Origin of the sequence: Microbacterium sp. NPDC077184 (assembly GCF_040687055.1) — a bacterium.
Taxonomy (GTDB): domain Bacteria; phylum Actinomycetota; class Actinomycetes; order Actinomycetales; family Microbacteriaceae; genus Microbacterium.
On record NZ_JBFBMM010000009.1, the window covers coordinates 129,302 to 151,668 of the forward strand.

General features: G+C 68.7%; 30 protein-coding genes and 1 pseudogene. 16 read left to right on the top strand and 15 right to left on the bottom strand.

What is annotated here, in order from left to right; all coding sequences use genetic code 11:
* Positions 1–3 precede the first annotated feature (3 nt).
* A complete protein-coding gene (locus tag AB0O93_RS15090) occupies positions 4–1,170 on the bottom strand; it encodes a glutamate--cysteine ligase (RefSeq protein WP_363344707.1) in 1,167 nt (388 codons plus the stop codon).
* A gap of 203 nt (positions 1,171–1,373) precedes the next feature.
* Between AB0O93_RS15090 and rpsP the strand changes: the two genes are divergently transcribed.
* From rpsP to trmD, 4 genes are read left to right on the top strand one after another with little or no spacing between them, the layout of a single operon-like run.
* Positions 1,374–1,787, top strand: coding sequence for a 30S ribosomal protein S16 (gene rpsP, locus AB0O93_RS15095; RefSeq protein WP_363344709.1), 414 nt, complete (start codon positions 1,374–1,376; stop codon positions 1,785–1,787).
* A 5-nt stretch (positions 1,788–1,792) separates the two neighbouring features.
* The gene (locus tag AB0O93_RS15100) at positions 1,793–2,023 is read left to right on the top strand and encodes an RNA-binding protein (RefSeq protein ID WP_354000152.1); all 231 of its coding nucleotides are present in this window, start codon (positions 1,793–1,795) and stop codon (positions 2,021–2,023) included.
* Positions 2,024–2,025: 2 nt separating this feature from the next.
* On the top strand, positions 2,026–2,616 hold the full coding sequence (gene rimM, locus AB0O93_RS15105; RefSeq protein ID WP_363344711.1) for a ribosome maturation factor RimM: 591 nt from the start codon (positions 2,026–2,028) through the stop codon (positions 2,614–2,616).
* 13 nt (positions 2,617–2,629) lie between these two features.
* Positions 2,630–3,307 carry a tRNA (guanosine(37)-N1)-methyltransferase TrmD gene (gene trmD / locus AB0O93_RS15110; protein WP_363344713.1) on the top strand — a complete coding sequence of 226 codons (678 nt, stop codon included), beginning with the start codon at positions 2,630–2,632 and terminating at the stop codon, positions 3,305–3,307.
* Between the two features lie 19 nt (positions 3,308–3,326).
* Here the strand turns inward: trmD and map are convergent, their stop codons facing one another.
* Positions 3,327–4,109, bottom strand: a complete 783-nt coding sequence (gene map / locus AB0O93_RS15115) for a type I methionyl aminopeptidase (RefSeq protein ID WP_363344715.1) — start codon at positions 4,107–4,109, stop codon at positions 3,327–3,329.
* Positions 4,110–4,227: 118 nt separating this feature from the next.
* Between map and AB0O93_RS15120 the strand changes: the two genes are divergently transcribed.
* From AB0O93_RS15120 to AB0O93_RS15155, 8 genes are all read left to right on the top strand, one after another.
* Positions 4,228–4,734, top strand: a complete 507-nt coding sequence (locus AB0O93_RS15120; RefSeq protein WP_363344717.1) for an MFS transporter permease — start codon at positions 4,228–4,230, stop codon at positions 4,732–4,734.
* Positions 4,735–4,888: 154 nt separating this feature from the next.
* Positions 4,889–5,236 carry a 50S ribosomal protein L19 gene (gene rplS / locus AB0O93_RS15125; protein ID WP_053548326.1) on the top strand — a complete coding sequence of 116 codons (348 nt, stop codon included), beginning with the start codon at positions 4,889–4,891 and terminating at the stop codon, positions 5,234–5,236.
* 161 nt (positions 5,237–5,397) lie between these two features.
* Positions 5,398–6,177, top strand: a complete 780-nt coding sequence (gene lepB, locus AB0O93_RS15130; protein WP_363344719.1) for a signal peptidase I — start codon at positions 5,398–5,400, stop codon at positions 6,175–6,177.
* A complete protein-coding gene (locus tag AB0O93_RS15135) occupies positions 6,174–6,833 on the top strand; it encodes a ribonuclease HII (RefSeq protein WP_363344721.1) in 660 nt (219 codons plus the stop codon). Before lepB ends, AB0O93_RS15135 begins: the two co-directional genes overlap by 4 nt.
* Before the next feature lie 53 nt (positions 6,834–6,886).
* Entirely contained in the window at positions 6,887–7,210 is a 324-nt protein-coding gene (locus tag AB0O93_RS15140) for a DUF2469 family protein (RefSeq protein ID WP_053548323.1), read from the top strand.
* A 101-nt stretch (positions 7,211–7,311) separates the two neighbouring features.
* Positions 7,312–7,677, top strand: a complete 366-nt coding sequence (locus AB0O93_RS15145) for a YraN family protein (RefSeq protein ID WP_363344724.1) — start codon at positions 7,312–7,314, stop codon at positions 7,675–7,677.
* Positions 7,677–9,203, top strand: coding sequence for a YifB family Mg chelatase-like AAA ATPase (locus AB0O93_RS15150; protein ID WP_363344726.1), 1,527 nt, complete (start codon positions 7,677–7,679; stop codon positions 9,201–9,203). The genes AB0O93_RS15145 and AB0O93_RS15150 overlap by 1 nt, the downstream gene beginning before the upstream one ends.
* Positions 9,200–9,646 (top strand): hypothetical protein, encoded by a 447-nt coding sequence (locus AB0O93_RS15155; RefSeq protein ID WP_363344728.1) that lies wholly within the window; start codon positions 9,200–9,202, stop codon positions 9,644–9,646. The genes AB0O93_RS15150 and AB0O93_RS15155 overlap by 4 nt, the downstream gene beginning before the upstream one ends.
* A 21-nt stretch (positions 9,647–9,667) precedes the next feature.
* Here the strand turns inward: AB0O93_RS15155 and AB0O93_RS15160 are convergent, their stop codons facing one another.
* Positions 9,668–10,864, bottom strand: a complete 1,197-nt coding sequence (locus AB0O93_RS15160; protein WP_363344730.1) for an MFS transporter — start codon at positions 10,862–10,864, stop codon at positions 9,668–9,670.
* A gap of 56 nt (positions 10,865–10,920) precedes the next feature.
* Here AB0O93_RS15160 and AB0O93_RS15165 point away from each other — a divergent pair, with 56 nt between their 5' ends.
* Positions 10,921–11,463, top strand: coding sequence for a Chromate resistance protein ChrB (locus AB0O93_RS15165; RefSeq protein ID WP_363344732.1), 543 nt, complete (start codon positions 10,921–10,923; stop codon positions 11,461–11,463).
* Positions 11,464–11,480: 17 nt separating this feature from the next.
* Here AB0O93_RS15165 and AB0O93_RS15170 read toward each other — a convergent pair whose 3' ends face one another.
* The 6 genes from AB0O93_RS15170 to AB0O93_RS15195 are packed head-to-tail and all read right to left on the bottom strand — an operon-like array spanning position 11,481 to position 17,563.
* A complete protein-coding gene (locus tag AB0O93_RS15170) occupies positions 11,481–11,858 on the bottom strand; it encodes a hypothetical protein (RefSeq protein WP_363344734.1) in 378 nt (125 codons plus the stop codon).
* Positions 11,855–13,114 (bottom strand): MFS transporter, encoded by a 1,260-nt coding sequence (locus tag AB0O93_RS15175; RefSeq protein WP_363344736.1) that lies wholly within the window; start codon positions 13,112–13,114, stop codon positions 11,855–11,857. Before AB0O93_RS15175 ends, AB0O93_RS15170 begins: the two co-directional genes overlap by 4 nt.
* Entirely contained in the window at positions 13,114–13,485 is a 372-nt protein-coding gene (locus AB0O93_RS15180; RefSeq protein WP_363344738.1) for a metalloregulator ArsR/SmtB family transcription factor, read from the bottom strand. Before AB0O93_RS15180 ends, AB0O93_RS15175 begins: the two co-directional genes overlap by 1 nt.
* 7 nt (positions 13,486–13,492) lie before the next feature.
* The gene (locus AB0O93_RS15185) at positions 13,493–16,093 is read right to left on the bottom strand and encodes a hypothetical protein (RefSeq protein ID WP_363344740.1); all 2,601 of its coding nucleotides are present in this window, start codon (positions 16,091–16,093) and stop codon (positions 13,493–13,495) included.
* Positions 16,086–16,442, bottom strand: coding sequence for a helix-turn-helix transcriptional regulator (locus AB0O93_RS15190; protein WP_363344742.1), 357 nt, complete (start codon positions 16,440–16,442; stop codon positions 16,086–16,088). The genes AB0O93_RS15185 and AB0O93_RS15190 overlap by 8 nt, the downstream gene beginning before the upstream one ends.
* Positions 16,439–17,563 carry a tyrosine-type recombinase/integrase gene (locus AB0O93_RS15195; RefSeq protein WP_363344744.1) on the bottom strand — a complete coding sequence of 375 codons (1,125 nt, stop codon included), beginning with the start codon at positions 17,561–17,563 and terminating at the stop codon, positions 16,439–16,441. The genes AB0O93_RS15190 and AB0O93_RS15195 overlap by 4 nt, the downstream gene beginning before the upstream one ends.
* A 165-nt stretch (positions 17,564–17,728) precedes the next feature.
* On the opposite strand from AB0O93_RS15195, the pseudogene AB0O93_RS15200 reads away from it, so the two are divergent.
* Positions 17,729–18,031 (top strand): annotated as a pseudogene (locus AB0O93_RS15200) (DNA-processing protein DprA); the annotation flags it as partial.
* 135 nt (positions 18,032–18,166) lie between these two features.
* Positions 18,167–18,436 carry a hypothetical protein gene (locus AB0O93_RS15205; RefSeq protein ID WP_363344766.1) on the top strand — a complete coding sequence of 90 codons (270 nt, stop codon included), beginning with the start codon at positions 18,167–18,169 and terminating at the stop codon, positions 18,434–18,436.
* A 60-nt stretch (positions 18,437–18,496) separates the two neighbouring features.
* On the opposite strand, the gene AB0O93_RS15210 is transcribed toward AB0O93_RS15205, so the two are convergent.
* The 3 genes from AB0O93_RS15210 to AB0O93_RS15220 are packed head-to-tail and all read right to left on the bottom strand — an operon-like array spanning position 18,497 to position 20,037.
* Entirely contained in the window at positions 18,497–18,913 is a 417-nt protein-coding gene (locus AB0O93_RS15210; RefSeq protein ID WP_363344746.1) for a hypothetical protein, read from the bottom strand.
* A gap of 36 nt (positions 18,914–18,949) precedes the next feature.
* Positions 18,950–19,840: a hypothetical protein gene (locus AB0O93_RS15215; protein ID WP_363344748.1), complete on the bottom strand. Its 891-nt coding sequence runs from the start codon at positions 19,838–19,840 to the stop codon at positions 18,950–18,952.
* Positions 19,841–19,869: 29 nt separating this feature from the next.
* On the bottom strand, positions 19,870–20,037 hold the full coding sequence (locus tag AB0O93_RS15220) for a hypothetical protein (protein ID WP_363344750.1): 168 nt from the start codon (positions 20,035–20,037) through the stop codon (positions 19,870–19,872).
* Between the two features lie 97 nt (positions 20,038–20,134).
* Between AB0O93_RS15220 and AB0O93_RS15225 the strand changes: the two genes are divergently transcribed.
* Positions 20,135–20,380 (top strand): hypothetical protein, encoded by a 246-nt coding sequence (locus tag AB0O93_RS15225; protein ID WP_363344752.1) that lies wholly within the window; start codon positions 20,135–20,137, stop codon positions 20,378–20,380.
* Between the two features lie 15 nt (positions 20,381–20,395).
* Here the strand turns inward: AB0O93_RS15225 and AB0O93_RS15230 are convergent, their stop codons facing one another.
* From AB0O93_RS15230 to AB0O93_RS15240, 3 genes are all read right to left on the bottom strand, one after another.
* Positions 20,396–20,668 carry a hypothetical protein gene (locus tag AB0O93_RS15230; protein ID WP_363344754.1) on the bottom strand — a complete coding sequence of 91 codons (273 nt, stop codon included), beginning with the start codon at positions 20,666–20,668 and terminating at the stop codon, positions 20,396–20,398.
* A 135-nt stretch (positions 20,669–20,803) separates the two neighbouring features.
* The gene (locus AB0O93_RS15235; RefSeq protein WP_363344756.1) at positions 20,804–21,487 is read right to left on the bottom strand and encodes a hypothetical protein; all 684 of its coding nucleotides are present in this window, start codon (positions 21,485–21,487) and stop codon (positions 20,804–20,806) included.
* A 21-nt stretch (positions 21,488–21,508) separates the two neighbouring features.
* Positions 21,509–21,871 carry a hypothetical protein gene (locus AB0O93_RS15240; protein ID WP_363344758.1) on the bottom strand — a complete coding sequence of 121 codons (363 nt, stop codon included), beginning with the start codon at positions 21,869–21,871 and terminating at the stop codon, positions 21,509–21,511.
* Positions 21,872–22,367 lie beyond the last annotated feature (496 nt).

Genomic DNA, 22,367 nt, shown 5'->3' on the forward strand with positions numbered 1-22,367 from the left:
GCGTCAGTCGGTCGTGTCTCGGGCCAGGTGATCCCGCAGCGTGGGGCCAGCCCGGAATTCGGCGATGAGGTGATCCACCACACGGCGGAGGTCTCCGTCGGCGGTGTCCGCGACGCGCAACTGGCGCTCGTAACTCGCGCCCGCATCGAGGATGGTCGAGATGCCGCGCAGCTCGCGGGAGCAGCCGAGCTGTACGGCGATCTCCTCCAGCCCCGCCACGGTCTCCGCGACGTGGTCGCGGACAGGTCGCTGCGCGCCCGCCGCGTCGATGATGACGGGGGCGTCGAGACCATAGCGGGCGGCGCGCCACTTGTTCTCGCGCGCGAACCACGGGGGGAGGACGGGGAGCTCCTCGCCGCGATCGAGGCTGCGTGAGAGCCATTCCACGAGGCATTGCACGAGCGCACCGACGGCCGCGAGCTCCGGGAGGGTCGACATCCCGTCGCAGGCGCGCACCTCGATGGTCCCCCAGCGGGGCGCGGGCCGGATGTCCCACCGCACCTCGCTGACGTCCTCCATGACGCCGGTGCGGACCATGTCCGCCAGATACTTCTCGAACTCGGACCACTCGCTCATCGGCCAGGGCAGGCCCGCAGTCGGCAGCTGCTGGAACACCAGCGCGCGGTTGGAGGCGTACCCGGTGCGCTCGCCCGCCCAGAACGGGCTCGACGCCGACAGCGCCTGAAGATGCGGGAGGAAGCGGGTGAGGGAAGCGATGATCGGAAGAACCTTGACCGGATCCTCCACGCCGACATGGACGTGGACACCCCAGATCATCATGTTGCGTCCCCACCATTGCGTGCGGCGGATGAGCTTCTGATAGCGGGTCTTATCAGTGACCTCCTGCTCGTACCACTGGGCGAACGGGTGGCTTCCCGCGCAGAGGAGCGCGGTGCCCGATCGATCCGTCACCGTGCGGACGGCGGCGATGGCCTCGGCGATGTCGTCGACGGCCTCCGCCACCGTCGAACCGACCCCGCTGGTGACCTCGATCGTGTTCGTGAGCAGCTCGCCCGTGACGGTGAAGCGCTCGTCGCGCGTGCCCTCCTCCAGCCCCTCGAGGATGGCGGGGGCGCGGGGGACCAGGTCGCCCGATTCCCCGTCCGCGAGCATGAGCTCCCACTCGAGACCCACCGAGGAACGCGCCGAAGGGGCGAAGGAGACCGACACGCGCTCAGTCTGTCACGCGTACGGCGTCACACCGGGAGCGCCGGTCGGTTCGCGGCATCCGCCGGCATCTGGCAGAATAAAGGGTCGGACCGCTCACTCGACCCTCTATCCGGTGAGCGGACCGCTCCAGAGCTTCCGCCCAGCGTGCACCCCACGCGTTCGGGCGACCGGTTCGTCTTCCTTCCACCACACTCAGGAGAATCGTGGCTGTCAAGATCCGTCTCAAGCGTCTCGGAAAGATCCGCGCGCCCTACTACCGCATCGTCGTCGCCGACTCGCGCACCAAGCGCGATGGTCGTGTCATCGAGGAGATCGGCAAGTACCACCCCACCGAGGAGCCCTCGTTCATCGAGGTCGACTCCGAGCGCGCGCAGTACTGGCTCGGCGTCGGCGCGCAGCCGACCGAGCAGGTCGCCGCGATCCTCAAGCTCACCGGCGACTGGGGTCGCTTCAAGGGCGACAAGGACGCCGTCTCCACCGTGAAGACGCGCGAACCCAAGCCGGAGTTCTCCGTCGACGCGTCCAAGAAGTCCGTCGTCAAGCCGAAGGCGGAGAAGAAGGCGGACGCACCGGCCGCCGACGCCGCTGAGGCCGACGCCTCGACCGAAGCGGAGTAAGGACGTTGCTGGCCGCCGCGCTCGAGCACGTCGTCAAGGGGATCGTCGATCACCCGGATGATGTGCGCATCGATTCCAGCTCCTCGCCGCGAGGCGACGTGCTGGAGGTCCACGTGCACCCCGACGATCGGGGACGCGTGATCGGTCGCGGCGGCCGCACCGCCAAGGCATTGCGGACGGTCGTCGGCGCTCTCGCGGACGGCCGACGCGTGCGCGTCGACGTCGCGGACGACTGACCGTGGCGGACGAGAAGACGCAGCTGAGAGTCGGTCGCCTGGTCAAGGCGCACGGACTGAAGGGCGCGCTCAAGCTGGAGTTGTACACCGACGATCCCGAGGGTCGCTTCGCGCCCGGATCAACCTTCACCCTCCAGGTGCCGGAATCATCGCCTTGGCACGGGAAGCCCCTCACCGTCCGGGAGTTCCGGTGGATGAACTCCCACCCCGTCGCATTCTTCCAGGGCGTCGACGATCGCGACGCGGCCGAGGCGCTCGTACGCGCCATCCTGTGGATCGATCAGCCCATCGACGCGCCGTCCGGCGATGACGACGCGTGGTACGACCACCAGCTGGTCGGACTCAGTGTCGTCCGCGACGGCGACGTCATCGGGCGCGTGGCACGTGTCGATCACCTGCCCGCCCATGACCTCCTCGTCGTGACACCGCACGGTACGGACGATGAGGTCCTGGTCCCCTTCGTGTCGCAGATCGTCCCCGAGGTCGACATCGCGTCCGGCCGTGTCGTCGTCACGCCGCCGCCCGGGCTGTTCGAAGAGCTCGCAGACGACGGCGCCGCAGGCGAGGCGGGCGCTTCCGCCGTGTCCGACTGAGCGGGCGGTCCCCATGCGCCTGGACGTCGTCACTATCTTCCCGGCCTTCTTCGACGTGCTGGATGTCTCCCTTCTCGGTAAGGCACGCGAACGCGGACTCCTGGACATCGGGGTGCACGATCTCCGGGACTTCACGCACGACCGACACCGCACGGTCGACGACACCCCCTACGGCGGTGGAGCGGGCATGGTCATGAAGCCCGAGCCGTGGGGCGAGGCTCTCGACGTTCTCCTCCGGCCCGAGTCGATCCTGGTGATTCCGTCACCCGCCGGCGAACGGTTCACCCAGGCCATGGCACGCGAGTTCGCGACCGAATCACACCTTGTCTTCGCGTGCGGACGATACGAGGGGATCGACCACCGTGTGGGCGAGCACTTCGCCCGCGAGCACCGCGTGCGGTCGGTGAGCATCGGCGATTACGTCCTGAACGGCGGGGAAGTCGCGACGATGGCGATGATCGAGGCGATCTCGCGTCTGATCCCCGGGATGGTCGGGAACCCGGAGAGCATCGTCGAGGAATCCCACGAGGGCGGATTGCTCGAAGCGCCCGCGTACACCAAGCCCGCGCAGTGGCGCGGCCTCGCCGTGCCCCCCGTGCTGATGAGCGGGAATCACGGTGCGATCAGGCAGTGGCGCGCAGATCAGTCGGTGCAGCGCACCCTGAGCGTCAGGCCGGATCTGCTGCCCTGAGGCTGAACCGGGGCCGAGATCACCGGACCCCGAGCCAGCTGCGGTCGGTCAGGATGATCGGCCCCCCGTCCGTGATCGCCACGGTGTGCTCGGCGTGCGCGCCGCGCGAGCCGTCGACGCTCCGCAGGGTCCAGCCGTCGGGGTCCGTGATGAGTTCGTCCGTGCTCTGGAGGAACCACGGCTCGAGCGCCACGACGAGGCCGGGGCGGAGCGGATAGCCGCGTCCGGGTTTGCCGTCGTTGGGCACGTGCGGATCGCCGTGCATCTCGCGACCCACGCCGTGGCCCCCGAAATCCGTGTTGATGCGGTAACCGTCGCCGTGCCCGACCTCGGCCACGGCGTGGGAGATGTCCCCGACCCGGTTTCCCACCACGGCGGCCGCGATCGCCGCATCGAGGGCGCGCTCTGTCGTGTCGATGAGGGCGAGGTCCTCGTCGCGCGGCGTTCCGACGACGAACGACACGGCCGAATCCGCGACCCAGCCGTCGATGGAGACCGCGAAGTCGAGGGTCACCAGATCGCCGTCGGCGAGGACGTAGTCATGGGGGAGTCCGTGCAGCACCGCGTCGTTGACGGACGTGCAGATCACCTTCCCGAACGGACTCGCACCGAATGACGGATGGTAGTCGATGTAGCAGGAGGTGGCACCCGCGCGCCGGATCATGTCGTGGGCACGTCGGTCGATGCTGAGGAGGTTCGTGCCGACGCGCGTCTCATCCCGAAGGGTCGCCAGGGTCTCCGCGACGAAACGCCCGGCGGGGCGCATGGCCTCGATCTCGGCCGGAGTGCGCAGTTCGATCATGTGTGGAGCTCCCTTTCGTCCGGTCCATTCTGCCCGAGGGGGTGGATGCTCGCTGTGAGGATGCCAGGCGTGCTCATCGGCCTGTCGCAGCCTCCGGCGACGGGCGTAGCATCGGAAGATGATGCTCCGGCGCGCATTTTTTCTGTGGCTCCTGCCTGCCGCGTTCCTTCTGCCGCTCTGGCTGCTCGTCGGCTGGGGTGTCTTCAACGCCGGTGGCTGGGCGCTGCTGTGGGTACTGGTACTCGCGGTTCCGGGAGTCTTCGTCTGGCAGCTGGTGCTCATGGCACTGATCCGCGCGCGGGGGACGGTGCGCGGTCATCGCGCCGTCTCGTGGTGGGACGTCCTCGGGGTCGGCACCTGGCAGTCACTGGTGGTCTCGCTGGGCTTCTTCCGCCCGGAGTGGTGGGGACTCGCCTTCTTCCTCGCCGTCGCCGTCGGAGTGGCGGTCTTCTGGTCGTCCCTGTGGCAGCTGTGGCGTGAGGCGCGGCCGTCCGGCGGGCTCCTGAGAACCCGGGCAGGGGTCGCGTTCCTGCCGCCGACCGCGAAGCCCGCGGCGGCGACGACGATCCCCGACGTGATCGTCGTCCCCGAACAGCGGCAGCCCCCCGCGACCGGGCGCTTTTGACCCGCGTCCGATCCGTGGCAGAATACTCACTTGTGCCCTGAACGGTTCTGCCTCAGGGGAGCCCGTCGGTGATCCGGTCATCGGCCCCGGGCACACGACATCCCTTTCCCCTTCATCCGCGGTCGACCTGTGGCGGCCGCAGAGAGAGACGATCATGCAGATCCTCGACTCCGTCGACGCAGCTTCGCTGCGGTCGGACATCCCCGTCTTCGCACCCGGCGACACCGTCAAGGTGCACGTGAACATCACCGAGGGTAACCGCTCTCGTATCCAGGTCTTCCAGGGCATCGTGATCGGTCGCTCCGGCGACGGCGTGCGCGAGACCTTCACGGTGCGCAAGATCAGCTTCCAGGTGGGCGTGGAGCGCACCTTCCCCGTGCACTCCCCGGTCATCGATCACATCGAGGTCGTCACGCGAGGCGACGTCCGCCGCGCGAAGCTGTACTACCTCCGCGCCCTGCGCGGCAAGAAGGCCAAGATCAAGGAGAAGCGCGACCGCTGAGCGACGCGATTCCACGAATGCCCCGGTGCGTGCACCGGGGCATTCGCCTTTTCCGCCCGTGAACACACCCCGAAACCCCGACATCGCCGTCATCGGCGCACGCGCGATGTGCGACCCTGGATGCGGCATCCGATCGCCGGCGTGCCGGGTGAAGGACGCCAATGACCACCGAGAACACCGTCGCCGACGAGGCAGCCGCCGGATCCGCAGCGACGCAGACCCGGCGTTCCCGCCGACGCGGCCTGTGGAGCTTCCTTCGCGACGTCGTGGTCATCATCCTGATCGCGGTCCTCGTCTCGTTCCTCGTCAAGACATTCGTCGTGCGTTCGTTCTACATCCCGTCGGGGTCGATGGAAGACACGTTGCAGGTGAGCGACCGCATCCTGGTCGATCAGATCACCCCCCGTTTCGGCGACTACGAGCGGGGGGACATCGTGGTCTTCCGAGACCCCGGCGGCTGGCTTCCCCCGTCGAACACCCCGCCGCGCGCGCCTTTCGTCGAAGCGGTCGACTGGCTTCTGTCCCTCGTCGGCTTGAGCGCGTCGGACAGCGACGACCACCTCGTCAAGCGCATCATCGGACTCCCGGGAGACCAGGTCGTCTGCTGCAACGCACTCGGACAGATCGAGGTGAACGGCGTGCCCGTCGACGAGACGGCCTACACCAAACTCGGATCCGGAGAGCCGGCGTCGGCGATCGACTTCGACGTCACCGTGCCGGCCGACAGTCTGTGGGTGCTCGGTGACAATCGCAATCGCTCGAAGGACTCCCGGTACAACACGGAGCAGCCGGGGCAGGGGTTCGTTCCGATCGACAACCTCGTCGGTCGCGCGTTCCTCGTGACATGGCCGCTGAACCGGTTCGGGCTCTCCGACTTCCATCACGACGTCTTCGCGGGCGTCCCCGATCCCGCCCCGGCATCGGGGGCGTCGCCGCAGTGACCGTCGTGGAGCCGCGCCTCTGTCTCGAGCGACGCCTGCTCAAGGAGTTCCCGATCCTCGTCGCGTGCGACGAAGTGGGCCGTGGTGCTCTCGCGGGGCCGGTCGCGGTGGGCGCGGTCGCGATCGACGCAGCGGACGCGCGTCGACGCGTACCGACAGGTCTGCGTGATTCCAAGCTCGTACGGCCCGTGCACCGGGTGGATGTGGCACGCCGGGCCGGCGACTGGGTGCGCGCCAGTGCGGTGGGCTGGGCGAGCGCGGCGGAGATCGACGAGATCGGGATCATGCGCGCGATGTCGCTCGCGACCTCTCGCGCCCTCGCGGATCTCCGGGCGCACGGGACGTCCGTCGACGACGCGGTCGTCCTCCTCGACGGCAATTACGATTACGTCTCGCTCACACCCGGGAGCGCCGCTCGCGTGCGCACCCAGGTGAAGGCGGACCGGGATTGCGCGTCCGCGGCCGCCGCCTCGGTCATCGCGAAGGTCGCGAGGGACGCACTGATGGTCTCCATGCACGAGGATGCACCCCTGTACGGATGGGACGAGAACAAGGGCTACGCGAGTGCCACGCATCGCGCGGCACTGCGCGCTCACGGCGCGAGCGTCCACCACCGCCGCTCGTGGAGCCTGGGGGACGGTCCGACGCTCTTCTGAGGTGAAGGCGGCTCGCACGGGTGCGGCCGCCGCCCGCCTAGGATGGAGACACCATGGATGACGACGTCTTCGAAGACTACGACCGCGAACTCGAACTCGCCCTCTATCGCGAGTACCGCGATGTCGTCGTGCAGTTCCAGTACGTCGTGGAGACCGAGCGGCGCTTCTACCTCGCCAACGACGTCAACGTCGTCAGACGCGACACCGAGCACGATTTCTACTTCGAGATCTCCATGACCGACGTATGGGTGTGGGACATCTACCGCGCCGACCGCTTCGTCAAGGCCGTGCGCGTCCTGACGTTCAAGGACGTCAACGTCGAAGAGCTCTCCCGTCGAGACTTCCAGCTCCCCGAGGAACTCTCGCTCGACACCTGACCCTCCTCCCCAGAGGGAGCGCCGCCCACGGCATCGCCGCGGACTCCACCGATGACCGAGAGGTGCCGCGGCGGGTGGCCCCGGTGCCGGACGATGCCGGTATGGCGAGAAAAGACGACATCGGACGGGCGGGCGAGGTCCGCGCCAGGCACTACCTCGAGAGCCTGGGATACGCGATCGCAGACCAGAACTGGCGTGTTCCGGCGGGCGAGATCGACCTTGTGGCACTGGGAGACGACGCCGTCATCGTCGTCGAGGTCAAGACCCGGAGTGGACGGGGCTTCGGGCATCCGTTCGAAGCGATCGACGCGCGGAAGCGGGCGCGACTGTGGCGTCTCGGGATCGCCTGGATCGGAGCGCACCCCGAGATGTGCCGGGGGCTGCGGCTGCGCATCGACGCGATCGGGCTGACCGGACGCGACCCCTCCGTCGCCGAGCTGGAGCACCTCCGAGACGTGGAGATCTGATGGGTGTCGCGCGGACCTGGGCGGTGGCGATCGTGGGTGCGCACGGCGAGTGCGTGGAGGTGGAAGCCGACCTGAGCGAGCAGACGCCCGAGTTCAAGATCATCGGACTCCCCGATCGCTCGCTGAGCGAAGCGGCCCGACGGGTGCACAACGCGTGCGTCAACAGTGAGCTCCCCCTCCCTCGTCGCCGGATCACGGTGAATCTGTCGCCCGCAGGCCTACCCAAACAAGGGGCGGGGTTCGATGTGGCGATCGCCGTGGCCGCGCTGGCCACGGAAGGGGGCATGGATGCCGCCTCCCTGACGCGCACGGTCCATCTCGGAGAGCTGGGTCTCGACGGCCGGCTGCGCCCCGTCCCCGGCGTGCTTCCCGCCGTGATCGCCGCGGTACGGGCCGGGCGGACTCGGATCGTGGTTCCCGCCGCCAACCGGGAGGAAGCGGAACTCGTCCCGGGCGCGGAGGTCCTCGGGGCCGTCAATCTGGCGCAGGTCGCTTCCTGGCACGGCGCGGAGGTCGTCGTGCCCGACCAGGAGCCCGTCCCGGGCACGACCACCCCTCGTGTTCCCGCCGACACCGGAGAACTCGGGGACGTCCTCGGACAACCCCAGGCGGTGGAAGCGCTCGTCACCGCCGCGGCGGGCGGCCACCACCTTCTCATGTCCGGACCCCCCGGGGCGGGCAAAACGATGCTGGCGCGGAGACTGCCCGGCATCCTCCCACCTCTCGACGACGACGCCGCTCTCGCCGTGGCGAGTCTCGCGTCGTTGAGCGGGGCGCGGGTGGCGACGCTCGATCGGACGCCGCCGTTCATCTCGCCGCATCACTCCGCCAGCGTCGCGTCCTTGGTGGGCGGCGGCTCGCGGACGATGCGGCCGGGTGCGATCGCGCTGGCGTCCGAGGGCGTGCTCTTCCTCGACGAGGCCGCCGAGTTCCCCGGCGGGACCCTCGATGCCCTCCGCCAGCCCCTTGAAAGCGGGATGATCTCCATCGATCGGGCGGGATGGCGTGCGGACTTCCCCACACGATTTCAGCTGATCCTCGCCACGAACCCGTGCCCGTGCGGCGACTACGGCGTCCGCGGCGGATCGTGCGCGTGTCCGCCGTCGGCCATTCGCCGGTATCTGGGTCGCCTGTCGGGGCCGCTCCTGGACCGGATCGACATCGAGCTGACGGTGCAGCGCGTCGCGGTGGCCCAGCGGGGTGCGCTCCCGCCGTCGATGACAACCCACGAGGCCAGAGACCGCGTCACCGAGGCGCGGGCGCGAATGGTACGGCGCCTGATCGGGACCCCCTGGACCCTGAACGCGCGAGTACCCGGCACCTGGCTGAGGGACGGGCCGTACGCGCCGGATGCGGCCGTGCGCCGTCCGCTGGATGCCGCACTGCATCGAGGATCGCTGACCCTCCGCGGGTACGACCGCGTGCTGCGTGTCGCGTGGTCGCTCGCAGATCTCGAGGGACACGACCGGTTGGCCGCGGACCATATCGGGCGTGCACTGTTCTTGAAGCGCGGTGCCGCGGCATGAACGGCCTCGACCTGCGACCGGGCGTCGTGCGGAGCGCCCTGGGTGAATGGGCGGACGATCTCGACGACCAGGCCGCCCTCGATCGCTACGCGGCGGCCGCGTGGAGTGTGATCGCCGAACCGGGGGACGGCGTCGCGGGGGCGATCGTGGGTGCGCTGGGCCGTGTCGAGGCGCTGCGGATGGTCACGCACGACAGCCTGCTGTCCGGAGTCGGCGACGCGCGGACGTTGGCGCGCGCCCAGGAGCGGTGGCGACCCCGGATCGACGGCGGCGCGATCGCCGCCGCGCTGCAGACGGCGCGCGCGAACGGCATCCACCTGCTGGTCCCGGGCGATCCGCTGTGGCCGTCAGCGGTCGACGACCTCGGGGTGCACGGCCCGCTCTCCCTGTGGGTCCGCGGCGATCCCGCACGGCTGGGCTCGGACCGTCCCGCGTATTGGTAACCCGCGATGTTGGAATTGGCGCTATTGACTGCTCGGTGAGTTGATCGACTCGCTGTTCGTGCGGGCGAGCGTGGCCCAGCTAAGCGCGCTCGTGGCTGCGGTGATGCCGGCAAGGGCCGCGAGGCCGAGTGGGAGTGTTCCGGCTGTGGCGATCGCGCCGACGAGGAGGGGCCCGCCGGCGTCGCCGAGTTCTCGGCCGAGTTCGGCGTTGCCCATGGTGCGACCCATGCGGGCCTCGGGTGTGTTGTCGGCGAGGTGGGCGAATGCCAGCGGGGTGACCGTGCCGGTCATGATGCCGAAGCATGCGGCGGCGAGGAAGAGCGTGAGCGGGTGCGGGGTGAACGCGAGGAGGAGGAGTCCGGCGATCCCGACCGCGAGTCCTGCGGTGCATCCCGTTCGCGTGCTGATGCGGTGCTGGTCGCGAAGACGGCCGGCGAGGGGTTGCAGGAGGGTGGAGCAGGTCGCGAGGAGCGCGACGGCCGCGGCTCCGGTGAAGGGGTGCAGGTCCAGGCGGGTAGCGAGCAGGGGGAGGAAGCCGACGGCGACGCCGAGGACGGCGGTGGTCGTCGCGAGCAGCAGCGTGGGGATCAGGAAACCGCGTTCCGTGGTCTGGCGGAGCAGGTCGGCGACGGTGTAGCGGCGGCGCGGAAGGATCGGGAGCGCGGGCATCGCGATCAGACACCAGGCGGCTGCTCCTGCAGCGAGGGCGGCAAGGGCGGCGTAAAGGGCCTCGATCCCCATCCAATGGACGAGCGCGACGCCGATCAGCGGTCCGATCACGTAGCCGAGGCTCTTCCACGCCCCGTAGCGCCCGAAGTACTTCCCCAGACGCTCCTTGCCCGCGAGGCGTGCGACCGCGGCTGAGGACGCCGGGGAGAACGCGGACGCCGCGGCTCCCTGCCCGAGTCGAGCGACGGCGAGGATCAAGGGGGTGGGGGTGAGAACGGCGATGAGCGAGGCGGCGACGAACGCGAGGAGCCCGCCGACGATCACGGGTTTCGCGCCGATGCGGTCGCTGAGTGCGCCGAAGATGGGTTTGAGGAAGACTTCTGCGACGTCATAGAGAGCGAGGACGGCCCCCAGGCCCAACAGGGTGAGCCCGATGTCGTCGCTTTCTGCGCCGAGCACGCTCGCGACGCCGTGCGCGCCGAACGCGGTCGTGAAGCCCGCGAGATAGAGCGGTGCCAAGCCCTTGCCTGAGAGAGTCTTATCCGTCACGCACCCGACTGTAACAGGTGTCACATGCTTGGATGTCTGGTGTTACGGTCGTGTGTGTGACTGAGAAGTGGATCCTTGCGGTCGTTCAGGTTCCGGCCGAGCCGTCGCGGTATCGGGTGGCGGTGTGGCGTGAGTTGCGCAAAGCCGGGGCCGTCCCGGTGTCTCAGGGAACGTGGGCGCTGCCTGCGGCGGACGTGTTCCGCTCCGCCTTGGAGCGAGCCGCGGCAATGGCGACGGAGGGCGGTGGAACCGTCGCGATGTTCGACATCCATCCTCACGACGAAGCGTCCCGCGCGCTCGTCGTGGACGCGTTCCGTCGCGCCCGCGAGGACGAATGGGCGGAGTTCGTCGCGGACTGCGAGAAATTCACCGACGAGATCGCGCGGGAGGTGGCGAAGTCGAAGTTCACCTTCGCTGAGCTCGAAGAAGAAGAGCAGAGCGCGGAACGGCTGCGCCGCTGGTATCGGGATCTGAAGAAGCGCGACGTTCTCGCCCTGCCCGCCGCCGATGATGCCGCGCAACGCCTGAAGGACTGCGATCGCGTGCTTGGAGCCTATGCGGAGCAGGTGTATGCCGCGAACAGGCTCGCAGACGTCTGAGCGCTCCGTCCACGGGGTCAGGACGCGGCGGAATCCGGCCCCCGCTGTGCGGCGTGACGGTTGCAGAGGGTCCAGACCCACCCGCGAACGGTGATCGGCGCGGCCGGTCTGCCGCACTCCTCGCAGATGGCTTCGCTTTCGGCCTCGGCATCCCGGATGCGCTCATCAAATTCGAACGGATTGAGGTCGTCATCGCTGGCGCGCGCGTAGAACCGCAGCCCGCCGAACTTGCTCTTGCACTGTTCGATGACGTATCCGGGCGCAATGGCCGCCAGGTCCCGGTTCAGACGCGTGAGTAGCTCGAACCAGCCCGGACCGACTTCCAGCTCCGTGCTCCATCCCGGCGCGATCCGTGCAGTGAGTTCCGGAATCGCGGAAGGGCCCAGATCGGTCATGCTTTCGAGTCTGCCTCAACTGCGGATGCCGCGGTGGACGTCGGACGCGACAGAAGCTGCGACCAGGCAAAAGCAACCGCAACGATGCCAGCGACCGCGCCGATCACCAGCAGCGCTAGTGCTGCGCCGGTGAGGTTGATCGCACCGAGCCATCCGGCGATGGGGTAGGTGATCAGGAAGCAGGCGTGGGAGAGGGCGAACTGGGCGGTGTAGACGAGGTTCCGGTTCGCCGGCGTCGACGCGTCCGCGAGCAGCCGCGACGAGGGAGTGTTCACCAGCGAGGTGCCCATCCCGAGGAGCACCCAGGTTCCCAGCAGCACGAACCATCCGGCCCCGCTCGAGGTCGCGACCGCCGTGATGATCACGGCGGCGATGAGGCCGACGACGATGACGGTCGCGCCGGTGATCATGGTGCGGATCACGCCGAGCTTGCCGACCAACCAGGGGACGTTCAGCGCGACGATCAGGGAGCCGATGCCGTAGCAGGCCAACGCCAGCGCAAGGGCTTCCTCCCCGAGGCTGAACACCCCGCGGGCATAGACGACGGAGTTGACCAGGACGATCGCGGTGCCCGCGGCGACGACGATGTTGGTGAGCATCAGGAACCGCAGCGTGGGGGTGCGGGCGAACACCTTCGCGCCCAGCGGCAGGCGTTGCCAGAACGGCAGCGCCGGTCCGTCGTTGGGATGCGCGGGGAGTGCGGTGAACAGCACGAGTAGGGCGGAGCAGGCGAAGCCGATCGCGGTGCCGACGAACAGGTTGTTGTAGCTGATCGCCGTCAGCAGGGCCGCAGCGATCGTGGGACTGAGGAGCGCCTCGAGGTCGTAGGCGAGCCGCGATAGTGACAGCGCCCGAGTGTATTCATCGGGCTCCGGAAGGACGGAGGGGATGAGGGACTGGAACGCGGGGGTGAAGGTCGCGGAGGCGGACTGCAGCACGAACACGAGGACATAGATCTGCCAAGCGTCGGTCACGAATGGCAGCATCAGCGCGATCGCCAGGCGGATCAGATCCGCGGTTACCAGGACGGCCTTCTTCGGCAGCCGGTCGACGACCGCGGCGATCAGCGGGGCGACGCCGACGTAGGCGACCATCTTGATCGTCAAAGCCGTGCCCAGCACCGACCCGGCGGCGTCGCCGGCGACGTCGAACGCGAGCAGGCCCAAGGCGACGGTGAGCAGGCCCGTGCCGAGCAGCGCGATCACCTGCGCGGAGAACAGCTTCGTATAGGTGGCGTTGCGCAGAACCTGCAGCATCAGCGCACCGCCTCCGGTGCTGGATGTTCGCCGCGGTGGTGTGCAGGGTCGTTGCTGAGGGTGTGCTGGGCCTGGAAGATCGCGTCCGCGACCAGCTGCCGGGCGTGCTCGTTCGCAAGCCGGTAGAACACCTTCGTGCCCTCCTGCCGGGTCAGCACGATCCGCGCCATCCGCAGCTTCGCCAGATGCTGCGACACCGCCGGAGCCGACTTGTCGACGATGTCCGCCAGGTGGTTCACCGACAGCTCCTGATCCCGCAACGCGAGGATGATCCGGACCCTGGTCGCGTCAGCGAGCATCGAGAACACCTCGACCGCGAGCTCGACATACTCGCTCTCCGTCGACAAGGAACACTTTGAATCTGCATGCATACGCAGATTATTTCATAGATGAGGACGAGGTTGGGACGGGGAGGGGAATGCCGATGCGGTCGATGATGTCGGCGGCGTAGGCGGTGTTGTTCGCGGCGATCGCGTTGGACCAGGCGATCGCAGAGGAGATTTCCAGCCCGGTGAGGCGGCTGAGGACGACGGGCGGAAGCTGCTGGGTGAGGGCGATGAGCGCGCTGGTGCGGGCGAGCCGTGGTGGGATGCCGGCGGCGCGGAGTCGCCTGTTCAGGGCGTCTGGGGACATGTGCTGGCTGGCGCGGGCTCCGGGGAAGAGCCATTCCTGTTCGATGCTCTCGACGAACATCCGCGGTGCGGTCCGGTTGCGGGCGGCGTCTTCGGCGAAGGGGGCGAGTTCGGCGGGCAGCGCGAGCGGTGCATCGCCGAGGTGGACGAGGACGCTCTCGTCGGTGACGGTGAGATCTGTCGCGCGGAGCTGGACCATTCGCGCGGCCCGGATTCCGAACATCAGCATGAGGCCTGCGGCGAACTTCGTGTGCGGGGGAATGGCGGGGTCGGCGGTGATGTCGGCGAGGAGGCTCCAGCGTTCCTCGTCGGTGATGGATCGCGGACTTAACCCGCCGCTCTTCGGGATCGGTGCCGTCAGCGGTGCGGTGAGGTGATGCTGGGATGTCCATCTCACGAAGTGATGCAGGTGCGGTCGCGAGCCCGTCGCGAGCCAGCTGTCGAGGTCGGTCTGGGTGAGCGAGGCGAGCGTGCCTCCGCGGGTGTGGATCCAGGCGAGGAGGTCGATGATGCTCATGATCTCGATCCGCCGCCAGGACAGCTGTCCGGAGCGGGTCGGCGTGGTGTTCTTGCGGAGTTGGCGGAGGTGTCGCCATCGTGCGTATCGGGTGATCTGCCGACGTTCACTCGGGTCGGGGATCTCCGCGAGGGCGTGAGGGAGCCAGCTCTCGAAGCGGGCCAGGAGCTCGTCCCGTGGCGGGAGGAGGCCGTGGTCGACGAGCACCGCTCTCACCGCCCTGGTCTGATTTTCGGAGCCGGCCTGGTCGAGATACTCGTGGGTGCGCAACTCGGCGTCGATGAGCAGCTTGCTGATGAGTGTGCAGGCGACTGTTCCGCGTTCGAAGGCGTAGATGACCTTCGAGGGTGAGCCGTGGAACCAGCGGGCTCTCATCGCGGCGATGCGGGAGTCGGTGGCGGCGAGCTGGTCGGGGACCATCTCCCGGATCATCTGATCGGCCCGGCAGCGTGGGCATTTCTTCGCGATGAGCCGGGTGACGGTCCCGCAGACGGTGCAGGGGCGGAACGATTCGGGTTGTCTCGGGTAGCAGAGCGGGCAGAACGGTCTGCCGTTGATGCGTCCGTTGACGATGCGGTCGTCGCCGCAGCTGGTGCAGGTTTCGATGATCTGCGGGGTGCAGGCCCAGCAGAGATATCCGGATCCATCCTCGGCGCGCTTGTGACGGAGTCTGACCTCTCCGCAGCTTACGCAGGGTGTGCGCGGGTTCGCGCAGAGCTCGCAGACCGCGCGAGCGGTGCCCGCCCATCGGCATTGCCGCCGGTTCCCGCAGACGGTGCAGGTGTCGACGCTGGCCGCGTCGCTGCAGGCCTTGCAGATCGCTTTCTCCGTCCCGTGGAAGAGGCAGGCGGCGATGGCTCCGCAGACGGTGCAGGTGTCGGTGCGGGACGACGACCGGCAGGTCGAGCAGACCGGACCGTCCGGGCCGCGGAACGCGATGAGGCGATGGTTCCCGCAGATCACGCAGGCGGCGTTCTCATCGGGAAGCTTGTTCGTGCAGCGCTGGCAGAGCCCGCGACCCTCGGAGAGCACCCGCTCGATGTTCGTGACGTCGCCGCAGCCATCGCAGGCCCGGGTGTGGGCGACGCGGTAACAGCGACGGCAACTCACCCGCCCGTCGACGCGTTCGGTCAAGGTGCGGGTCGTGCCGCAGCCGCCGCAGCGCCGTTCGGGGAGTCGTGCTCCGCCCTCGCGCAGCAGATCGTAGAACATCCCGAACAGCGCCGATCCGGCCGCGGGATCTGCGAACCACTCCCGCCCATGCGCGGACAGTTCGAGCATGAGCCGAGTGCTGCGATCTCGTGCTGATGGCATGCGGTCCAGCGCGGTGCGGATCACTTCGGCGGCGACGCGGCGATGACGACGGACCTCCTCGACGACCCGGGCCCGCGCATCACGATGCATTCGCGCCCAGCACGCCCGGCAGTACGCGGACTCGGCGGGCCCCAGCAGCAACCATCGCTCGTTACGGCAGTGATCACAGAGGCCGAAACGCTCGGAGAGCCGGCGGCCGCAGGGACCGCAGAGGCGCCCCTGCGGGGAACGGCTCGGGAGCGCCTTCTGCTGACCGCATCTCGCGCAGGCCGGCGGGCGCACCGTCTCCGCACCGGCCTGCTTCAGACGCAGCAGGAGCGCCGCCAACGCCGGCGGCATGTGCGGGTCCATCGACGTCAGCACCCCTGGCGTCGCGAGCACCAGATCGCGGGTGCGTCTCGCGACCGGGAGCTGACGGAAATGGGCCGCCACGATCTCCCCGATTTCGGCGTGCTTGAGGACTTCCTCGACGGCAGCGATCGCCGCCGTCAGCTCCTCGAAGACCGGGTCACGCATCCGGCGGCAGGATCTGCGCTCGGCGCGGACGCAGCCCCGACTCGCGGAGCCGGTTCGTTGCCGAGTCGCCCCGCTCTGGTGCGGCATCCGTCGTCCCGGTGGCGGCGGCTTCAGCGCCGAGCAGCACCCGAGGTGCGAGTTCCTCGAAGGTGCAGTCGAAGATGTCCAACAGTGCGATCAGCGCCTGCATGTTCATCCGCTCTGGCTTCTCCGCGGCCAGCCGGTAGACCTGGCTCGTCGACAGATGCACGCCCCGCTCCTCGAGCAGCGGAACCAGCTTGGTCGTGGAGAACATCCCCGCCGCCGCCATCACCTCGCGAAGCCGCCACTCATAGCCGATCAACTTCATGGTCCTGCTCCTTCCTCGTTGCTTGGACGGAGTCGTGTCCGCTCAAGCGCCTGACTCATCATCGTGTTCATGTAGTCGGTACTCACGCCGGTGTAGATCGCGGTCGTGGACTGGTGCAGATGCCCGACCTGGCGCTGCACGAACCCAGGGTCCACTCCCGACTCGATCAGATGCGTCACGTAGGAGTGCCGCAACGCATGCGGTGTCAGCACCTCGTCCAAGCCCAACGCGTCCCGATAGGCCGCGAATCGCGATGCGAGCTCCCGAGTGCGCAGCCGCGTCCCACGTTCAGACACCCAGAGCGCCGTCGTGTCGTCAGAGCGCACCATCAACGGCCGCACCTGCTCGACGTACTCTTGCAGCGCCTCGACCGCCCACTTGAACAGAGACACCACGGCCCGCCTTTTCGGCGGCCCGCCGCGAGACGACTTGCCGTGCCGCACCTGCAGCACCCCGAACTCGCCGAACTGCGGTGCCTTCGCGTTGCGGTAGAAGTCCGTCACATCCAGACCGACAGCCTCGCTCGCCCGCAGCCCCCACGCATAGACGACCTTCAGCAGCGTCGCGTCCCTGAACGCCGGCAACGCCCCCTTGCGATGCCCATCCAGCACCCGAGAGACCTCGTCATCGGCATGATCGAGCAGCCGCTGCAGTTCGACGCGAGTCAGCGGACGCCGCCCTGGCCCACCTTCGTAGTCCTGCAGATGAGGGAGCGTGTTCCACTCGTGGCAGACCTGCACCGGATGCGTCCCGAACCGTTGCATGCACTCGTCGACCCAGCCGTAGTGCGGCGAGCACACGTAGTCGCAGAACTGACGCACCGCGCCCTGGTATGACCGGATCGTCGAGGCGGCCACCTGGCGTTGTGAGACGAGCAGCATCATCCACTCGTCGAAATCGCTCGCCGACCACTGCCACGGTTTCTTCATCGCGTAGGCCTCGAAGCGACGCACGACGCCGACCCCGGCCGCGACCGACTCCTCCTTGAGCCGTCGACCGCCGATCTGCTGCATCCGCCAACCCTCGATCATCGCGTCGAAGACGGAGTCCGGTGCGTTCAGGAACGTGACACCGCTCGCCAGATACAACGACGACATCCCGTGCGGTACCTGTCTCGACACCCAACATCCTCACTCTCATAACGCGCTAATCATGCATTAAACGCGAAACCTGGAAGTGTGGCAACTTGGAACCGCGACACCCCGCGGATCCGAACGAGAGGCGGTGTACCTTTTCCGACGAGGAGATTCTCGCGGATCCTGCATCTGTCGCAATACCGCGCAGAAGTCGCGATCGTCGGTGCCCGGGCCGCGACGGCCTACGGAGAACATGTCGCGATCGAGCTGGGAGCGGGCCTGGTCGCGCGCGGCATCGCCGTGGTGTCCGGCGGGGCGTACGGCATCGACGGAGCGGCGCACCGTGCCGTCCTCCGCGCGGGAGGCGTCACGATGGCCCTCCTCGCGGGCGGTGCGGATCGCGCGTACCCGGCGGGGCACGCGGGGATGCTGGCCGACATCGCGGCGACTGGCGTCGTGATCAGCGAGGTCCCCTGCGGCACCGCACCCACGCGGTGGCGCTTCCTCCAACAGAAGGTCGATTCGTGTCGCCCATCGGTCCGGGACTTGCGCAAGTCGGTTTGCGTGGTCAGACCACATGCTGGATCGGTGCTAGCGTCCTCTCGACGCCGGAACGGACCGGCGACGAATCGAGAGAAGTCACACGACATGACGAACACCACTGCGCCCGCGATGCCCGCCGAATGCTTCATCGACCGGGCGCTGTACGCGCTGTCCGCGGCGACCGCGGATGACCAGCGCGCCGACCTGATCACGGCCGCCACGGTGACCGCGGGCGGCATCGATGCCCTGGCGGTCCTCGGGCAGACGCTCGACGGGTTCCCGGTCGCCGACGTTGTCGCCGACGCGATCGCCCGCGAGGCAGCCGACGCGATGCGGACGGCGCCCAGCGCGGCGCTGACGGCCGTAGCGGCGTGAGGACCGGCCGGGAGTGGTCCTAGCACCCCCGGACGGCCTCGCGCCAGGCTAGCGGCGCCATCACTCGGCGAGTGTCAGAGGCCGGATCTCGTCGATCTCGTTCGGGATGATGACCCCGTCGCACCAAAGGGTCAGGTCCATGGTCGAGCCCGCCGCGAACGACGACCAGATGAACGATCGGGAAGTCTCGCATTCGACTGAGTTTGTGGGCGTGGTCACAGTCGTCGAGAGGATCGGGGTGCGGTTGTCCCGTTGATCGCCCGCGTACTCCACCGTGACGACGACGTAGTACTGGCTGTTCTCGACGTCCGACGTTACGGTCGCGCGCGGGAAGGCGCGCCAGTCGTCGCCGCTGAGCGTGCCGCGCAGGTCGACTTCGGCGGACACCGGTTGTTGCGGCGGCGCACAGGCAGTTGCCAATGCGATACCCCCGCAAACGACGGCGGCCACAGCAAGAGGTCTGGCGACGTTACGCATGTGTCGGACCATACCGGGCGCAGCGAGCGCGCGCCTTCAAGGGTGCATCGGATCCGGCGTCATGTCGACGACGCCGTGGGACGGGCACAGCCAGACCAGCGCGGTCGTGTCGTCGATGTGGCCGGGCTGCAGAGGCTCGCCGCACACGGGGCAGTCCCGGCCCGGGGGCAGGCCGTCGTCGCCGATGTCGTCGGCGGCGAGCGAGGCCGCGGCGGCTTCCTGCGCGGCGACCGCTGCGAGGGAGATCGCGCGTTCGCGGCGACCGTGGCGCCAGTCGCGCCAGCGCTGCGGCAGTCGGCCGCGAGCGAGGTCGTAGCAGAGGCGGTCTGTCCAGTTGCTCGCGACGCGGAGAGCCTGCAGGGGTGGGATGTCGCTCGGGTAACCGATCAGCATCCAGCGCCGGACCTGGATGTCCACGGGGTACTCCGTGGTGCCGCCACGGGCGAGATTGTCGGCGTAGAGCGTGGCGTACTCGGCACGCATCAGGGCGGCGCGGCGCTCTGGGTACGCCCATTCCTCGGCGATCCACCGCGCGCGGTCAATGAGGGCATGAACCTGTTGCGATTCCTCGAACGTGAGGGGCGAGTCTGGGGCGGCGCGAAGGATAGCTTCCGCCGCCTGAGTGTGCCGGGACATCATCGATTTGATCTCGGCGCGGCGGTCGCTGCGATTGGGCGGGCCGAACTGGGCCACGGCCTGGTTCAGGGCGTCGGCGCTTGCGCGCCGGTAGACGGTGTGGCCGTCGGGGGATGCTTCGATGACAGTCGCTGCCCACCGGTCGAACTTGTCGGCGTCCGCCTTGTCGGACGGGAAGTCGCGGTTGTGCCGCTGGTCGCGGGCGGTCTGCCAGGCGAGCCACACACCGGCGAAACCGACGACCAGGGCGAGCAGGGTCGAGAGGTTCGCCGCGAAGGTCCAGCCGTCCATGGCTAGCACCATACCGGCGCGGGCGTGCGCTACCGTTCCCGGGTCTCGGTCGACGGCGGGCGCTGTTCGCTGCGGCTGAATAGCGCCGTGGCCGCGTCGGCGGCTTGCTGCAATAGGGGGGCGGCGAAGCCGACAACGGCGATCTTCTCCATGGGCGTGAGCGGGGGACGGTCTTGGCCGTCGTTCTGTTCGGTCATGGTGGCGAGGGTAGGGCGCCCCTCCGACATCGGTTGCCCAGATCCGGGCCCGAGTGACTGCCCGCGGTAGCGTGTGCGGAAACGAAGGGGTCCACGCATGAGTAACGACTACGCAACTGCCTGGGACGCGCTGACGTCGGCGATCGGCGCCGCTCAGGGGCAATCGTCCGCAACGATCGACGACGTCGAGGGTCTAACGATCGAGCAGCGGCTGAAGGTCGCCGAGATCGCCGCCCTGCTGTCGATCTCTCAGGAACTGTCAGCGCTGAACCCGCAGAACACGAAGTGGCGCGACTACGAAGGCGTCTGGCGGAACGGGTGGGGCCTGCCGGTCCCGGACTGACGGCCTAGGGCTCGTCTACCGTCGCGACGTGCCCCAATCGGCGATCGGTCCGCCGCTCGGGCCGTGGGCGCGCAGATAGGCCTGGTGAGCGCGCTCGCACGCGAGGCGCAGGGACGTCGCCCAGCCGAGGACGGCGCCGCCGTAGGTGACGCGGTAGCGGACCTCAGCGCCGTGCTGAACGCGCCGAATCTCGATCGTGGCGTAGGGCACGCCCATGCCGTCGATCAGGCGCCAGACGCCGGGCGGGCCTTCCTCGGCGGCTAACTGTGGGTGCCAGGTGGCGGGCATGCGGGGTCTCTCTCGACGCGGGCGGCGCGGACGGCAGACTACGCAGTGTCGCCGACACGGACGGGCACCCCCGGGAACGACGAAACGCCCCCGGCATCTACCGCGAGCAAGCGGACGCCGGGGGGGCGGGTTGGGTTACGCGAATCGAGGCGTGGGCATCGGGATGTTCAGGACCAGCGCGTCGTCTTCGTCGAGCCAGGTATCGGGGACCGTCAACAGGATGACGTCGGGGTCCTCGGGATCTGTCGTCCAGCCCCACTGGGTCTGCAGGTTCGCGAGGTCGGCAGCGGCAGCAGCCGCCGCGGTCGCCGCGTCGCTCGCGGCGGCCTGGGCGTCCGTTCGAGCGCTCTGGGCGCCGTCGCGGGCCTCGGCAGCGGCAGACGCCGAAGCGGTCGCGGTGGCTGCGCGCGCTGTCGCGACGTCAGCAGCGGACGCGGCGGTGTCCACCGCGGCCAGGGCCTCGCGGTAGGTCGCTTCGTTCGCGACGTACTCGATCACCGGGGAGGGCATAACCGGCGAGACCGTCGTGAGATCCAGCGGCTGGTCGTCGGTGTGGTCGGCGGTGACGGCGATGCGGTACGGCGGGCGGGTCACGCCGCGCAGGCGGAACGTCACGTCGTAGGCCGCGGGGATGAGGGCCGCGCGGACGTCGCCGGACTCATCGAGCGTCGCCGTGATGCTCGATGCGACGGCCTGGGCCGGGGGAGTGGCGTCGGGTAGGCGGGTCGTGGTCACCGGCGTGAAGATCACCGTGCCGGATGCGGGGGCGTCGTCGTGGGTGAGGATGCGTCCTACGACGTGGCCGAGGGTGTTGGACATGGTGGGTTCCTGTCGTGGGGGTCAGGCGGCGACGGCCGCGAAGCCTTCGGGCGTGGCGGGGCGCTCGGGGAACGAATCGTCAGCTTCGCCGTATGCCGCGAGGACGCGACGCAGGTTGCGCTCGGACTTGGCGAGGATGGCGGTCGCCGTGTGGAAGGCCTGGATGGTGTCGAGGTACGCGGCGCGGACGGCTAGGCGGGATTCGTTCGCGACGATATCGAACGTGGGGTCTCCGTAGGTGCCTGCACGGTTCGGCTCGCGGTTGACGCCGATGCGGGGTTCCTCCCACTGGACGCGGGCGGCCCTGAGGCAGGCGAGGTCCGCGGTCGTCATCACTTGCGAGGCGTGGGCCTTGACGGCGTCGGCGAGGGGGTCGGTAGCCATGTGCGGCGCCTTTCAGAAAGGGTCGGGGGTGCATCTAGTCGTCGGCGGAAAGCACGCTGCGGGCCGTTCAAAGGGCCCTTAGGGTCACTTTTTTGGCACTCGGGTGAGCGTTCAGGGCGTGCCTGGGCGCGCGCTTGGTGGCGGCGCTTCAGGTCGTCCGGGCGCGGAATTGCGGCGAATTGGACACCGCTTGCCTGCCTGCCGGGAATCGTGGATCGTCCGAAGAACCGGGCTCGATGCGCATCCGTTCTCCGACGCTATGCCGCTTCGGGCAGGGAGGGACCCGGGGGGAGGGGGGTCCCGGGTCGGCCGGGGCCTCGGCGGCCGGACTAGATGGTGCGGAACGGGACACACACACTGAATCGCCAAGCGGAGAGCGATCGATCTCGCGAACGCGGGCGAGGGTGACGTCCCGGGTGGTGGTGGAGTTTTCGGCGGAGTCGTTGGTGTCGTTGACGCTGGCGAGCCATCGTGCGTGGTCAAGATGAGTACCGAT